Below are 12218 nucleotides of genomic sequence, written 5' to 3'. Positions count from 1 at the left end.
TTACGGTGTAGGCCAGCATTACCGTTCGCTCCCCACCGGTGAGAGCGTGTCGAGCTGGTGGGCGGCGGCGTCGAGGATCCGCTGCTCGGCCAGGCCGTGTGCACGGGCCTCGGCCAGTAGCGTGCGCAGCCGCGACTGCCACGCGGCGGCCTCGGTCCAGTCACCCGCAGGAGCGATGACGGTGCCGGACTTGGCGTTGGTGACAACCAAGCCCTCGGCACGCAGAAGATCGTAGGCCTTGGAGACGGTGGCCGGGTTGATGGCGAAGGCTCCGGCGAGGGCGCGCACGGAGGGGAGTCGTCGGCCGGGCGGCAGCTCGCCGCGCGCAATTCCTTCCACGATCCGGTCGCGGAGCTGCTGGTAGATCGGGGTGGGGGACAGGGGGTCGACTTCCAGGTCCATGCTGCTAACTCCCGGTGAGGGTACGACGAACTGATCTGTACTACTAATACTAGTACAGATGGTGTAGGTGGGCCAGGTGCGTCGACGCTATACGTGCTGGGGTCAGCGGCCGCGCAGGATGTTGCCGAGGATGGAGCGGGTGATCTGGCGGCCGGCGGAGCCGATCAGCTTCTCCACCTCGCGCTGACGCCGCTCGGCGGCCCGCTCCCGTGCCCGTTGCTCGCGCTCAGCCGCCTTCTCCGCCTCACGTTGCAGCCGCTCGGCGGTGCGCTGGGCCTCCCGGGCGGCCTGGGCCTCGGCCTTCGCCTGTGCCTTGGCCGCCTCCTGCGCGGCCTTCTCCGCCGCGGCCTGGGCCTCGGCCTCGGCGCGGGCCGCCTCGGTGCGGGCCGCCTCCTCCTCGGTGCGCTTGGCCAGCAGCTCGTAGGCGGACTCGTTGTCCACTGCGGCGGCGTACCTGGGCATGAGTGGCGAGGCCGAGAGCACCGACCGGATTGTGGCCGGCTGTGCCGGGCCCATTACCGCGGCCGGAGTGTTCACCACGACGGGCGCCACCGGTGCGGGACGGCCCTTCTCATCCAGCACCGATACCACCGCCTGGCCCGTACCCAGGACGGTGAGCACTCGAGTCAGCTCCAGTGGGGAGACCGGGAAGGTTGATACCGCCTGCTTCAGCTTGGCGGCGTCGGCCGGCGTATGGGCGCGCAGCGCATGCTGGATGCGGCTGCCCAGCTGGGCCAGCACGGCCTCGGGCACGTCCGTGGGGGACTGGGTGATGAACACGATGCCGACTCCCTTGGAGCGAATCAGTCTCACCGTGCGCGTGACCGCCTCCAGGAAGGCCTTGCTGGCACCGTCGAACAGCAGATGCGCCTCGTCGAAGAAGAACACCAGCGCCGGCTTGTCCGGGTCGCCGACCTCCGGCAGCACCTCGAACAGCTCGCCCAGCAACCACATCAGGAAGGTGGAGAACAACGTCCCCTGAGACTGGATGTCCGCCAGTTCCAGGGAGGAGATGACGCCGCGGCCGTCGGCGGCGGTCCGCAGCAGGTCGTGCACGTCCAGGGCCGGCTCCCCGAAGAAGACCGAGCCGCCGGCCGCCTCCAAGGCGGAGACCTGCCGCAGAATCACCCCCGCCGTTGCGCTGGACACCCCGCCGATGCCGCGCAACTCCTGCTTGCCGGGCTCGGTGCCGGTCAAGTAGTCGACCACGCTGCGCAGGTCCTTGAGGTCAATAAGTGCCAGCCCCTGCGCGTCCGCCCAGTGGAACACCAGCTCCAGCGCGGAGGTCTGCGTGTCGTTCAGCCCGAGTACGCGGGAGAGCAGCACCGGCCCGAAGGCCGTCACCGTGGTGCGGATGGGGGTCCCGGTGGAGGCGCCCGCCGCGGTGGCCGACTGCGCCGCCGTCCCCTCCGAATCCCCGAGGGTGAACAATTCCAGCGGGAAGGCCCGCCCCTCCCACGCCTGCCCGGTGGCGGCGTTGCGAGCCGCGAGCTTGTCGGAGGCGGCACCGGCCTCCGCCAAACCCGTCAGGTCCCCCTTCACATCTGACAGGAACACGGGCACGCCGGCGGTGGACAGCCCCTCAGCCAAGAGTTGCAGCGTGCGCGTCTTGCCAGTACCGGTGGCGCCGGCGACCAGGGCGTGACGGTTGAGCAGACCGAGCGGGATGCCCACCTTCACCCCGGGCACCGGTGCGGGGTCCGCATCCGGGTCCGCGGGCGGGTCGTCCGGCGTGGGGTAAGCCAGGTAGGTACCCACCGGCAGTACGGGGCCGGCGAAGGCGTATCCGTCCCGCACGCGGGCGGCGTAGCCGGAGACCGCTTGCGGCTCCACCACCGGGGCGTCCTGCGGCTGCGTTGCTGCGGGATCCGGCGACGCCGTGGCGGAGGGATCACTCTGGGCGGCCAGTGCTGCCTCCAACGCTGCCTGTGCCGCGGCCGCCCTTGCCGCGGCGGCGTCCGCGGCCGCTTGCGCCGCCTCGGCCTTCAGGCGGGCGATCTCGGCTGGGTCGGGTGTGGGACTCGTCATGCCCGCATCGTATGCGGCCATGCAATTCCAACGCGAGGTCGGTAGTTGTTACGTGCCGAGGTCGGTAGTTGTTACGTGCCGAGGTCGGTCCGTCAGGCCAGCGCGCGGACCGCCACGCTTCACTCCACACCGCCCCCGACTCCCATTGGGGCTCGTTCACCAGACGGTCCACCCGCGCAGGCGCCCCCTACCCGCCACCACACCCGAAAATCGGAAGCGCCGGTCGACAAGGTATCGGCATCGAAGGCTTACGCTTCGATCATGTCGCTCACCGTGGTCACCGACTCGTCAGCCTGCCTGCCCGCAGCGCTTGCGAAGGAGCACGGCATTATGGTCGTTCCGCTGCATGCCGTAGACGGGGACGACGGCGCGCCGGCGACGACGGCGCGTCCCTCGGTCGCCGAGCTAACCGACGCCTACCTGCGCGCCGCCGAGCGCGGCAACGAGGTGCTCGCACTGCACGTCACTGCATCCCTGTCCGGCACGGTTGACAACGCCCTGCTGGCGGCGCGTGAGCTCGCCGCCCAGGGGGCGACGATCACCGTCCTGGACTCCGGGGCCTCCGGCGGCGTACTGGGGCTGGCCGCGCTGGCAGCCGCAGAGGCCGACGACGCCCGCCGCGGGGCAGCCCGAGCACGCGAGTCCGTGGCGCGTTCCCACCTGTTCTTCCTGGTGCAGGACCTGGCTCATCTGCGTCGCGGCGGTCGCATTGACCGCGCCACCGCCTTCGCCGGCGGCGCCCTGGGCATCCGGCCGATCCTGACCACTGGACCGGAGGGAATCGGCGTCGTCGAAATGGTCCGCGGGGCCGCCCGCGCCCGCCGCCACCTGATCGCGCAGGCGGTGCGCGCAACCGGCGGAACCTCACTGACCGGCCCGCGGCCTCCGGCAGCACCCGTGCGGCTCGCAGTCCACTACTGCGATGACCCGGCCGATGGGCGCGCCCTGGAGAATGACCTGGCTGATGCCATGGTGGAGGCCGGGGCCCTCGTCGAGTCCATCATGCGCTCACCCGCCGATCCCGCCAGCCGCGTCCACCTGGGGCCGGGCGCCCTGGGGATCGTCGTCGCACCGCACCTTGAGTCCCCCCGGTAGGAGGGGCCGCCACCGTCCACAGGGGACCTTCGCCGCAGCCTCGGGCGACGGCGTTCACAGGCGCCGGGACGGACAGCGCGCCATGGCCTTACCGTCGATCCATGAGTGGCAAGCGGGTGGCGGACCGGGCGGGCAAGCGCCCCCTGACGGACTTCGTCCGCATCGCCTGCTCCACGGACCCCGCCGAACCGGTGCGGCGGCCCCGACGCCTTGCCCTCGCACCCAGGGCCGCCATTGGGCTCGGCAGCGTGCTGGTGCTCTTCGCCCTTGCCCTCGCAGCTCGCACAGTGCTGGTCTCGCCCCCGCCGTCCGTTTCCGCAGCCCCTGCGACCACCGCATCCCAGAGTGCGGCGCCAACGGCCGCCGTTCCGCTTACCGACCCGCTGGGGAGCGCACCGCCCACCGACCCGGGTGGTGAGCTGGTAGTTCACGTCGCCGGTGCCGTCACCAGTCCCGGGGTGGTCGTGCTACCCGCGGGCGCACGCGTCGTCGACGCCATCAGCGCCGCCGGCGGCGCCCTGCCGGATGCGGACACCGACCAGCTCAACCTCGCCCGCATCCTCACGGACGGCGAACAGGTTCGCGTGCCGCACCAGGGTGAGGATGCCTCTGCCTGGAACACCGGCGCAGGCAGCGGTGCCGACGCCGTGGCCGACGGGGCGGACGGCTCCGGCCAGAGCACCGTCGGCGCCAGCCGGATCAACATCAACACGGCCGGTGCTGCCGAGCTGGAGAATCTGCCCGGCATCGGTCCGGCACTGGCGCAGCGCATCATCGACTACCGCAACGAACACGGCCCCTTCACCTCAGTCGACGACCTGACGGGCGTCTCCGGAATCGGTGCGGCGAAGCTCGAGGAACTCCGGGACCGGGCGACAGTATGACTCCGCCCAGCACCCCACGCAGGCATCGCACCCAGCGCACCGAGCCCGCCCCCTGGGACGACCCGGAGGTGCTGCGCCGCCACTCTCCGCGCCGTCGTGCCCGCCATGCCACTCGGGAAAGCGCCCCCTCACCGCTCGACCTGCGTCTGGGACCGGCCGCACTCGGGGCCTGGGCCGCCGCCTTCTGGGCAGTCGGCCTGGAAGGGGAGCAGTCCTGGGTCCCCGCGGCCCTCGCCGCAGCCGTGGCCGCGGTTGCGGCGATACCGCTGGCGGTGGCCGCCTCCCGCTTCCACCCGCCCCGGCACCGCTACGACCCGCGCCCCGGCGCGGGCGCAGCCGACGGCTCGGCCATCGGCTCACCAGCGGCATCACTCCTGGCGCTGGTGCTGACCGTGGTGGCGGTACTGATCGTGACCGCCTCAGGATCCTGGGCCCGGGCTCAGGATCCGCTGACCCGCGCCGCACAGCAGGAGCGCACCGTCACTCTCACCGGCACCGTCACCCGTAGTCCGCGAGCCACCGCAACAGCCAAGCGGACCACCGTGCTGAGCGGTCTATCCGTTGACACCGTTGACGGGAGCCCTTCGCGCCTGAGCGCAACGGTCCTGGGCGACGCCGACTGGCTGGAGATCCCCATGGGCACACCCGTACGCGTGCAGGCACGCCTGCGTCCTGCCGATCCCGGAAGCGGGGAGGCGGCGGTCATCGGAGCCGGCGCCACCGTATCCGTTATGGGCCCGGCGAGGGGAGTTCTCGGCCTCGTTGCGGGACTGAGGGACGGTCTTGCCGACGCCGTCGGTCGAGAACCGACTGCTGATGAACCCGGCCCGACCGGTGCCGCAGTCAGCTGGCCGCCCGGCGCCCGCGCGCTCGTGCCCGGTGTAGCTCTCGGCGACGACCACGCCCTGCCCGCGCAGGTGCGAGACGATATGCGCACCGTCTCAATGACCCACCTGACCGCCGTCTCCGGAGAGCACGTCGCCATCGTCATGGGACTGGCGCTGTCTGCTCTGGGCATCCTGCCCCGGTGGGTGCGCGCCGCCGCCGGGGCCCTGGTGCTTGCCGGACTGGTGGTGCTGGTGCGCCCCGACGGATCCGTGCTGCGGGCAGCCGCAATGGGCGTGGTCATGCTGTTGGGAGTGGGCGCGGGAAGACGCTCCGCATCCCTGCCCGCACTGTGCGCGGGCGTGATCGTTCTGCTGCTACTCGACCCATGGCAGGCCCGGGACTACGGCTTCGCCCTGTCGGTGGTCGCAACCGCCGGCATCCTCCTCGGCTCGGCGCCCCTGGCTGCCGTGCTGTCCCGGCACCTGCCCCGTCCCCTGGCCGCCGGCGTGGCTTTGCCGCTGGTCGCCCAGCTGGCCTGCGCCCCGGTGCTGGTACTGCTGCGACCGGTGGTCGGGATCTGGTCAGTGCCCGCAAACGTGTTGGCCGCACCTCCCGTACCGGTGGCCACGGTATGCGGCATCCTTGCCGCCCTGGTAGCGCCCCTGTGGCCGCAGGCGGCGACCGTGATCGCCTGGCCGGCGACGGCGTCGTGCGCCTGGCTCGCGCTGGTGGCGCACCGGTTCGCTCAGCTGCCAGGAGCGTCACTCGCCTGGCCGGGGCAGGCGGGTGGGGCGCTGGCGCTCGCCGCCGCCGAGGTCGCAGTCATCGGCGGCGTGTACTGGTGGGGGCGACGCCGCGCGCACCGTCCGCGCAGGCATGGCAGGCTATGAGCCATGGCATCCTCCCGACCCGCACGCGGCGCCGCCCGGCGCGCCCCCGCCGGACCCGGCTGGGACGAGGTCGAGCTGGCACCGATTGTCCTGATCCGCGCGGGGGAGGAGCTGCTGGCCGATCGGGCAGTCGCCCGTCTGCTGAACCAGGCGCGTCAGCAGGATCCGGCCACCGAGGTCAGTACCGTCGAGGCCGCCACCTATGAGGCTCATCAACTGGACACGCTCGTGTCGCCGTCTCTGTTCGGCGAGCCCAAGCTGGTACTCATTCCTGCGCTGGAGCAGATGACCGACGCGCTGCTCACCGACCTGCTCGCCTACATTTCTGCGCCTGCCCCCGACGTCGCCGTCGTACTGCGGCACAATGGCGGCCAGCGGGGCAAGAAGCTGCTGGACGCGCTGGCCAAGTCGTCCTACCCGGTGTGCACCATCCAGGCAGTCAAGTCTCCCAAGGACAAGGCGGCGCTGGTCACCGCTGATGTGCGCCAAGCCGGGCGCCGTATGGATCCAGACGCCGTCGGGGCACTGGTGGATGCGCTGGGCACCGACCTGCGGGAGCTGTGCTCGGCCGCCGAGCAGCTGATCGCCGATACCCAGGGCACCATCACGATCGCGACTGTCAACACCTACTATGCGGGCCGCTTCGAGGCCACCGGCTTCACCGTGGCCGACGCCGCCGCGGCCGGGAACGTCGTGAAAGCCGTAACCGCCCTGCGGCACGCGCTGGCCACCGGCACCGATCCGGTCCCGATCGTCGCCGCCCTGGCCATGAAGATCCGCCAACTCGCCCGGGTAGCAGCCATGGGCGGGCGTCGGGGGCTGACCGCCCGTGACCTGGGTATGGCGCCGTGGCAGGCCGACCGCGCCCGCCGCGAGCTGGCCGGCTGGTCCGACGACGCCCTCGCCGTGGCGATCCAGGCGGTCGCCCGCGCCGACGCCGAGGTCAAGGGTGCCTCCCGGGATCCCGTCTACGCCGTCGAGCGGGCCGTGATCACCATCTGCGACGCCCGCCGCGGGAGATTGCCGGGGCGCTCCTCCTAGCGCCGGACCTATGGACGGGTCATTGGCCGACTGCCGCTCAGGACTGTGTGATGGCGGCCAGGGGCAGCTCGGTGACGGTGCTACTTCTTGCGATACAGGGACTTCGTGGCGAAGACCGGCTCGTTGGTCACCTGAATCCCCAGGGAGCGGAAGATGCCCTCGTCCACGGGCCCGAGGATGGTCGAGGTGTGCACGTCGCAGCCGCGCAGGCTGCCCAGCTCGTCCAGTGCGCGGGCGGCGTTGGCATCCCCGTTGGCGGAGACCGCCAGCGCGATCAGCACCTCGTCGGTGTGCAGGCGCGGGTTGCGGCTGCCCAGGTGGCGGGTCTTGAGCGTCTGGATCGGCTCGATCGACTCCTTGGCGAGTAGGTCGACCGTCGGGTCTATGCCGGCCAGGCGCTTGAGGGCGTTGAGCAGCATCGCGGAGGAGCAGCCCAGCAGCGGGGAGGTCTTGCCCAGCTCGATGGATCCGTCCGGCAGCTCAATGGCCGCGGCCGGCGCGTTGGTCGCCTCCGCGAGCTCAAGCGTCGGCACAACCACCGGCCGGTCCTCCTTGGCGATGCCGAGCTTGCTCATCAGCAGGGCGATCCGCCCGGACTGGACCGGCTCGAGCATGTCCCGCTTCTCTGCCACCAGTGCCTTGTAGTAGCGGCGGATCACCTCCTGCTTGGAGGCCTCCCGGCACACGTCGTCGTCGCTGATGCAGTAGCCGGCCATATTCACCCCCATGTCGGTGGGGGAGGCGTACGGGGAGGCGCCCATGATCTGCTCGAACAGGCGCGAGAGCACCGGGAACACTTCGACGTCGCGGTTGTAGTTGACGGTCTGCACGCCGTGGGCCGCCAAGTGGAAGGGATCGATCATGTTCACGTCGTCAAGGTCGGCGGTGGCGGCCTCGTAGGCGATGTTGACCGGGTGGTCCAGCGGCAGATTCCAGATGGGGAAGGTCTCGAACTTGGCGTAGCCGGAGGAGATGCCGCGCACGTGGTCGTGGTAGATCTGGGAAAGGCAGGTGGCCATCTTGCCCGATCCCGGCCCCGGCGCGGTGACCACCACCAGGTCGCGGGAGGTCTCGATGTACTCGTTGCGCCCGTAGCCCTGCTCGGAGACGATGCGGGTGACGTCGTTGGGGTAGCCGGGGATCGGGAAGTGGCGGTAGACGGTGATGCCGAGCTTTTCCAGCTTGCGCTTGAACTCGGCGGCCTGGAGGTTGTCGTCGGTCCACTGGGTGATCACGATGGAGCCCACGTACAGCCCGTAGTCGCGGAAGGCGTCCACGTGGCGGAGTACCTCGTCCTCGTAGGAGGTGCCGTGGTCGGCGCGGATCTTGTGGCGGGCGAAGTCCTTGGCGTTGACGGCGACGATGATCTCCACGTCGTCGGCCAGCTCGGCGAGCATCACGATCTTGTTGTCGGGGGTGAAACCGGGCAGGACGCGGGAGGCGTGCATGTCGTCGATGAGCTTGCCGCCGAACTCCAGGTAGAGCTTGCCGCCGAACTGGGCCCGGCGTTGTGCGATTCGCTCGGACTGCAGTTTGAGGTACTTGTCCCGGTCAAACCCGATGCGCATGCGTTCTCCTCACGGTCGCCTGAATGTGCGGCCGGGCGGGAGGGCGCCGGCCTGAGGAATCGTAACGCCGTCGGAGCGGGCCACGAGCACGGGTCCGGAAGACGGAAACCAGGAAGGGCGCCTCCCAGGTGGGAGACGCCCTTCCAGACGCAATCGTGCGCGCGCCGGGTCACATGGCGTTGACGCGCTTGGCCAGCTTCGACTTGCGGTTGCGGGCCTGGTTGCGGTGAATGACGCCCTTGGAGACGGCCTTGTCCAGCTTGCGGCAGGCCTTGCGCAGGTGCTCCTCGGCGGCCTGCTTGTCGCCGGCCTCGACGGCCTCGCGCGTCCGGCGCACGTAGGTCTTGAGCTCGGACTTGACGGCCTTGTTGCGCAGGCGGGCCTTCTCGTTGGTCTTGATGCGCTTGATCTGAGACTTGATGTTCGCCACTGTGAGTGAAGCTTTCTGGTGTCTGAATGGTCAATGGCCGGAGAGAGGGTTGGCGCCGCGGGCGGACTTGAGGTGGTGGAAGCACCAGGCAGGCCCGGTCGCCGGACCCCGAAGCCGGCCAGGCCAGAGGTCCGAGCGAACTCTAACACCGGATGGACCGGCGATCCCCGGTCGAATACCGGCCGACGACGTGAAGTGCGTCGCGCCGCAGCCGCCCGTGGTGGGTGATCAGGACCAGTGCGCCCGCAGAGCGGTAACGACGCCGTCGAAGGTCGACCGCTTCATGGTGGCGCCCTCGCGGCGCACCACATCCGGCTCGACGAGCAGCAGGCGGTCCAGGCGCACCTCGCTGGGACGGCCCTTGGAGTCCCACGGCCCGGTGCCGACGTCGTGCCAGTAGCGACCCCAGCGGGCCTCCTGGGCGGCGTCAAGGTCGTGGTCCTTGCTGGTCAACTGGGCGGCGACGAGCCGCTTGCCGTGGTGGGCCAGGACGAGCACGGGACGGTCCTTGCCCTGGGTGGCGTCCTCCTCGAAGGGCACCCAGGTCCACACCACCTCGCCGGGGTCGGCGTCGCCGTCGGGATCGGGGGAGTAGGTGAAGTCCGGAAGTCCCAGGGAGGCGACGTCGTAAACGCCGACGCCGTCGTGCGCGCCCGCGCGGGGGCTGCGGGCATCCGGCTGGGAGGTGGTGCGGGAGCCGGAGTGGTTCGCGGCTCCCGATCGTTTCGCCCCGGAGCCGGACGCGGCGCGTGCGCGCGACTTCTCACCGGTCGCCAGCTCCTTCTCAATCGCGTCGGCCACCGCCTCCTTGGCGGTGGAGGTGAAGATTCTGGCGATCCGCTTGAGCAGTGGGGAGGGCATGGGCAGACCCTACCGGTACGCATATGAGTCTGGGGCTTTCTGGCCGGCAGGCGCGGGGAAGTCTCCACGATGCCTGCCTCAGAGAAACGTCGGGGCTCGCAGCGTCACGAGACGGTTTGACACCCTGATGGTCATATGGTTCAGTAGTCATGTAATGAACCGATGAGGGGGTGTTCCGTGGAGTTTGATTCGACCGCGCCGATCTACAGACAGATAGCCGACGACATTCGTCACCAGATCCTCATCAGGGCGCTGACTGACGGGGATCGGGTGATGTCGACCACCCAGTACGCCACCACCTACCGGATCAACCCGGCCACTGCTCAGGGACTCGGCAAAGTCGGTGTGTGGTTAGGTGGTTGTTAGGAGTTTGATGGCTTTGGCGGGTTTCCGGGTCATGGCCCGGTTGGCTGAGGCGACCCCGGTTGGCTGAGGCGACGCTGCTGGTGGTGGTGGTGGTGGTGGGGTCGTCGTAGAGGGTGCGGATGAGGCTGATGGCGAGGTTCCTGAGGGTGGCCATGACCTGGGGGCCGGCGCCGGTGCGCAGCTGGTGCCGGTCCTCATCAAAGGCGGGCGTCACGTACCCAGTGAACACGGTTCTCAATACCCCAATGCCCGCGGGTCCAGGCTGCTACTTGCTCGGGCCGGGCCTGCTCGGTGGGGACGGAGCAGACGAGGTAGACGACCTGCGTGGTGCGCCTGGTCTCCATCTGACCGTCGGGACGGCGCTTGGTGGTGGTGCGGGTGCGGCGTACCTGGAGGACCTGGGCGGCGCCGGGGAACTCAACCCAGGCGGGTACTGCTGCGGCTTTGATGGTGCGCCGTACCCTGCGCCCGTGACAGGTGTCCACCCCAGAGGTGGCGGGGACATCCTTCCAGGGCAGGGCCTTCAGCTTCGCTCTGAGACTGGGTTGGTTGCCCTTGACTGTCAGCACATAGTCGGCACCCCGGGAGATGATCCATTCGGCGGTCTCGTGCTGGGTGTGCAGCGCATCAGCGGTGACCACCGCGCCGGTAAAGGTCATGGGGCGCCAGCAGGTCCTTCAGGGCGGGGATCTCGCTGCTCTTATCTCGTACGCGCTGCCGGGCGAACACCGCCCCGGTCTCCTGGTCCAGAGCCGAGATCAGGTGCGGCGCCCAGCCGCCGTCACCGTCCCCGCTGCTGCTGTTGTTGGTCTTGGCGCCGCGCATGGTCTTGCCGTCAACCGCGATCACCCGCCTGCCGCCTGTGGTGCCGGTGCGGGTGAACATCCACGACGCGATCCGAGCGTCCAGGTCATCTGGGTCCAAGGCTTGCAGGGTGCGGCGGATCGTCGACTCCGACGGCAGTGGGCGGCCCTGCCCTAGCCCCAGGTCGCGTAGCTGGCCGGGCGTCAGGTCCCGGGCGTGCTCCCAGACGGCCAGCAGGGTGCGACACCCGGCCAGCACCCCCACCGCCGCCAAAGCCAGCACAGTGCCCAGCCGGTGGCGGCGCCCGCGACGGTGCCGGGGGGTCGGGGACCGTGGCGAACACCCCTGTCAGGGGCTGGCGCGACAAGGGCGTGGTGGTGGATGATGACACAGCGGCGCGACCTCTCCGGTTACGGGATTGTTTGCACCACCTATCGTCACCGGCGGGTCGCGCCGCGCCCGCACCAACACGCCGAAAACCCCTAACAACCCCCCAACCCAGCCAACAACTTTGCCGAGCCCCTGGGTGAGGCACCGAGCCTCTTTCGCGGGCACATGTAATGAGTCTCATCGACACCTTGACACCGGACAGACCACGTGCTACCATAAGTCCACATATCGCAGGTGGCACCCTGAAAAACGGCAGGAACGACGATGTTCGAATGGCTGACCAGTTCAATAGTAGCTGCTGCTATGACTCTATGTGGAATTGCACTTACAGTTACCGGCGTAAAGATGAAACGAGGTTCTCTTAAACCAAACTCCTTAGCTGGCGTGCGAATCCCCAGTGCATATCGCAGCGAAGAAGACTGGTACAGAATTCAAGCCAAATGCGCGCATCCTGCAATAGCCGTAGGTGTCATATGTTTCGACTCGGCAGCATTGTTTGTGGTTCAAGCAATATTTCCTAGTGCCATCCCAATAATGGTTCCGGTCTCCATTATGTCGATTCAACTGATTTTGGGATACTGCTATATGCTGTACGTAGTACTGAACGTAAATAATCGATGAACATAAACCG

Annotated in this window: 12 protein-coding genes and 1 pseudogene; 6 read left to right on the top strand and 7 right to left on the bottom strand. The window is 69.2% G+C overall.

Features of this window, described 5'->3' with window-relative positions:
• Window positions 1–18: 18 nt before the first annotated feature.
• Both E4J16_RS08000 and E4J16_RS07995 read right to left on the bottom strand, forming a co-directional pair.
• Window positions 19–402, bottom strand: a complete 384-nt coding sequence (locus E4J16_RS08000; RefSeq protein ID WP_136313718.1) for a GntR family transcriptional regulator — start codon at window positions 400–402, stop codon at window positions 19–21.
• 102 nt (window positions 403–504) lie between these two features.
• Window positions 505–2430 carry a helicase HerA-like domain-containing protein gene (locus E4J16_RS07995; RefSeq protein ID WP_136313717.1) on the bottom strand — a complete coding sequence of 642 codons (1926 nt, stop codon included), beginning with the start codon at window positions 2428–2430 and terminating at the stop codon, window positions 505–507.
• A 261-nt stretch (window positions 2431–2691) separates the two neighbouring features.
• On the opposite strand from E4J16_RS07995, the gene E4J16_RS07990 reads away from it, so the two are divergent.
• The 4 genes from E4J16_RS07990 to holA all read left to right on the top strand — a co-directional run bounded on the left by E4J16_RS07990 (window position 2692) and on the right by holA (window position 7168).
• Complete coding sequence (locus E4J16_RS07990) at window positions 2692–3525, top strand: DegV family protein (RefSeq protein ID WP_136193153.1); 834 nt, start codon at window positions 2692–2694, stop codon at window positions 3523–3525.
• Window positions 3526–3626: 101 nt separating this feature from the next.
• Window positions 3627–4409 carry a ComEA family DNA-binding protein gene (locus tag E4J16_RS07985; RefSeq protein ID WP_136313716.1) on the top strand — a complete coding sequence of 261 codons (783 nt, stop codon included), beginning with the start codon at window positions 3627–3629 and terminating at the stop codon, window positions 4407–4409.
• The gene (locus E4J16_RS07980) at window positions 4406–6127 is read left to right on the top strand and encodes a ComEC/Rec2 family competence protein (RefSeq protein WP_240038071.1); all 1722 of its coding nucleotides are present in this window, start codon (window positions 4406–4408) and stop codon (window positions 6125–6127) included. The genes E4J16_RS07985 and E4J16_RS07980 overlap by 4 nt, the downstream gene beginning before the upstream one ends.
• A 3-nt stretch (window positions 6128–6130) precedes the next feature.
• The gene (gene holA / locus E4J16_RS07975) at window positions 6131–7168 is read left to right on the top strand and encodes a DNA polymerase III subunit delta (protein ID WP_136313715.1); all 1038 of its coding nucleotides are present in this window, start codon (window positions 6131–6133) and stop codon (window positions 7166–7168) included.
• Window positions 7169–7248: 80 nt separating this feature from the next.
• Here holA and E4J16_RS07970 read toward each other — a convergent pair whose 3' ends face one another.
• From E4J16_RS07970 to E4J16_RS07960, 3 genes are all read right to left on the bottom strand, one after another.
• Window positions 7249–8736: a DUF1846 domain-containing protein gene (locus E4J16_RS07970; RefSeq protein WP_136313714.1), complete on the bottom strand. Its 1488-nt coding sequence runs from the start codon at window positions 8734–8736 to the stop codon at window positions 7249–7251.
• 169 nt (window positions 8737–8905) lie between these two features.
• Entirely contained in the window at window positions 8906–9166 is a 261-nt protein-coding gene (gene rpsT / locus E4J16_RS07965; protein ID WP_086614450.1) for a 30S ribosomal protein S20, read from the bottom strand.
• Window positions 9167–9394: 228 nt separating this feature from the next.
• The gene (locus E4J16_RS07960) at window positions 9395–10027 is read right to left on the bottom strand and encodes a type II toxin-antitoxin system PemK/MazF family toxin (protein ID WP_136313713.1); all 633 of its coding nucleotides are present in this window, start codon (window positions 10025–10027) and stop codon (window positions 9395–9397) included.
• A gap of 162 nt (window positions 10028–10189) precedes the next feature.
• On the opposite strand from E4J16_RS07960, the pseudogene E4J16_RS07955 reads away from it, so the two are divergent.
• Window positions 10190–10351 (top strand): annotated as a pseudogene (locus E4J16_RS07955) (GntR family transcriptional regulator); the annotation flags it as partial.
• Between the two features lie 239 nt (window positions 10352–10590).
• On the opposite strand, the gene E4J16_RS15740 reads toward E4J16_RS07955, so the two are convergent.
• A complete protein-coding gene (locus E4J16_RS15740) occupies window positions 10591–11052 on the bottom strand; it encodes an ISAs1 family transposase (protein ID WP_240038069.1) in 462 nt (153 codons plus the stop codon).
• The gene (locus E4J16_RS15735; RefSeq protein WP_240038070.1) at window positions 11021–11479 is read right to left on the bottom strand and encodes a transposase family protein; all 459 of its coding nucleotides are present in this window, start codon (window positions 11477–11479) and stop codon (window positions 11021–11023) included. Before E4J16_RS15735 ends, E4J16_RS15740 begins: the two co-directional genes overlap by 32 nt.
• Before the next feature lie 372 nt (window positions 11480–11851).
• Here E4J16_RS15735 and E4J16_RS16230 point away from each other — a divergent pair, with 372 nt between their 5' ends.
• The gene (locus E4J16_RS16230) at window positions 11852–12208 is read left to right on the top strand and encodes an SdpI family protein (protein WP_136193158.1); all 357 of its coding nucleotides are present in this window, start codon (window positions 11852–11854) and stop codon (window positions 12206–12208) included.
• The last annotated feature ends 10 nt before the right edge of the window (window positions 12209–12218 follow it).

The sequence above is a fragment of the Actinomyces procaprae genome, from assembly GCF_004798665.1.
GTDB classification, from domain to species: domain Bacteria; phylum Actinomycetota; class Actinomycetes; order Actinomycetales; family Actinomycetaceae; genus Actinomyces; species Actinomyces procaprae.
The sequence above is the reverse complement of the archived record's forward strand: the minus strand, read 5'-3'. Positions and strand labels throughout refer to the sequence as shown.

What these genes read in the sequence shown, in the direction of transcription:
- E4J16_RS07970 (WP_136313714.1), bottom strand. Translation starts at nt 8,736, where the DNA reads ATGCGCATCGGGTTTGACCGGGACAAGTACCTCAAACTGCAGTCCGAG.
- holA (WP_136313715.1), top strand. Translation starts at nt 6,131, where the DNA reads ATGGCATCCTCCCGACCCGCACGCGGCGCCGCCCGGCGCGCCCCCGCC.
- E4J16_RS16230 (WP_136193158.1), top strand. Translation starts at nt 11,852, where the DNA reads ATGTTCGAATGGCTGACCAGTTCAATAGTAGCTGCTGCTATGACTCTA.
- E4J16_RS07985 (WP_136313716.1), top strand. Translation starts at nt 3,627, where the DNA reads ATGAGTGGCAAGCGGGTGGCGGACCGGGCGGGCAAGCGCCCCCTGACG.
- E4J16_RS07995 (WP_136313717.1), bottom strand. Translation starts at nt 2,430, where the DNA reads ATGACGAGTCCCACACCCGACCCAGCCGAGATCGCCCGCCTGAAGGCC.
- E4J16_RS15740 (WP_240038069.1), bottom strand. Translation starts at nt 11,052, where the DNA reads ATGACCTTTACCGGCGCGGTGGTCACCGCTGATGCGCTGCACACCCAG.
- E4J16_RS07960 (WP_136313713.1), bottom strand. Translation starts at nt 10,027, where the DNA reads ATGCCCTCCCCACTGCTCAAGCGGATCGCCAGAATCTTCACCTCCACC.
- E4J16_RS07990 (WP_136193153.1), top strand. Translation starts at nt 2,692, where the DNA reads ATGTCGCTCACCGTGGTCACCGACTCGTCAGCCTGCCTGCCCGCAGCG.
- E4J16_RS07980 (WP_240038071.1), top strand. Translation starts at nt 4,406, where the DNA reads ATGACTCCGCCCAGCACCCCACGCAGGCATCGCACCCAGCGCACCGAG.
- E4J16_RS08000 (WP_136313718.1), bottom strand. Translation starts at nt 402, where the DNA reads ATGGACCTGGAAGTCGACCCCCTGTCCCCCACCCCGATCTACCAGCAG.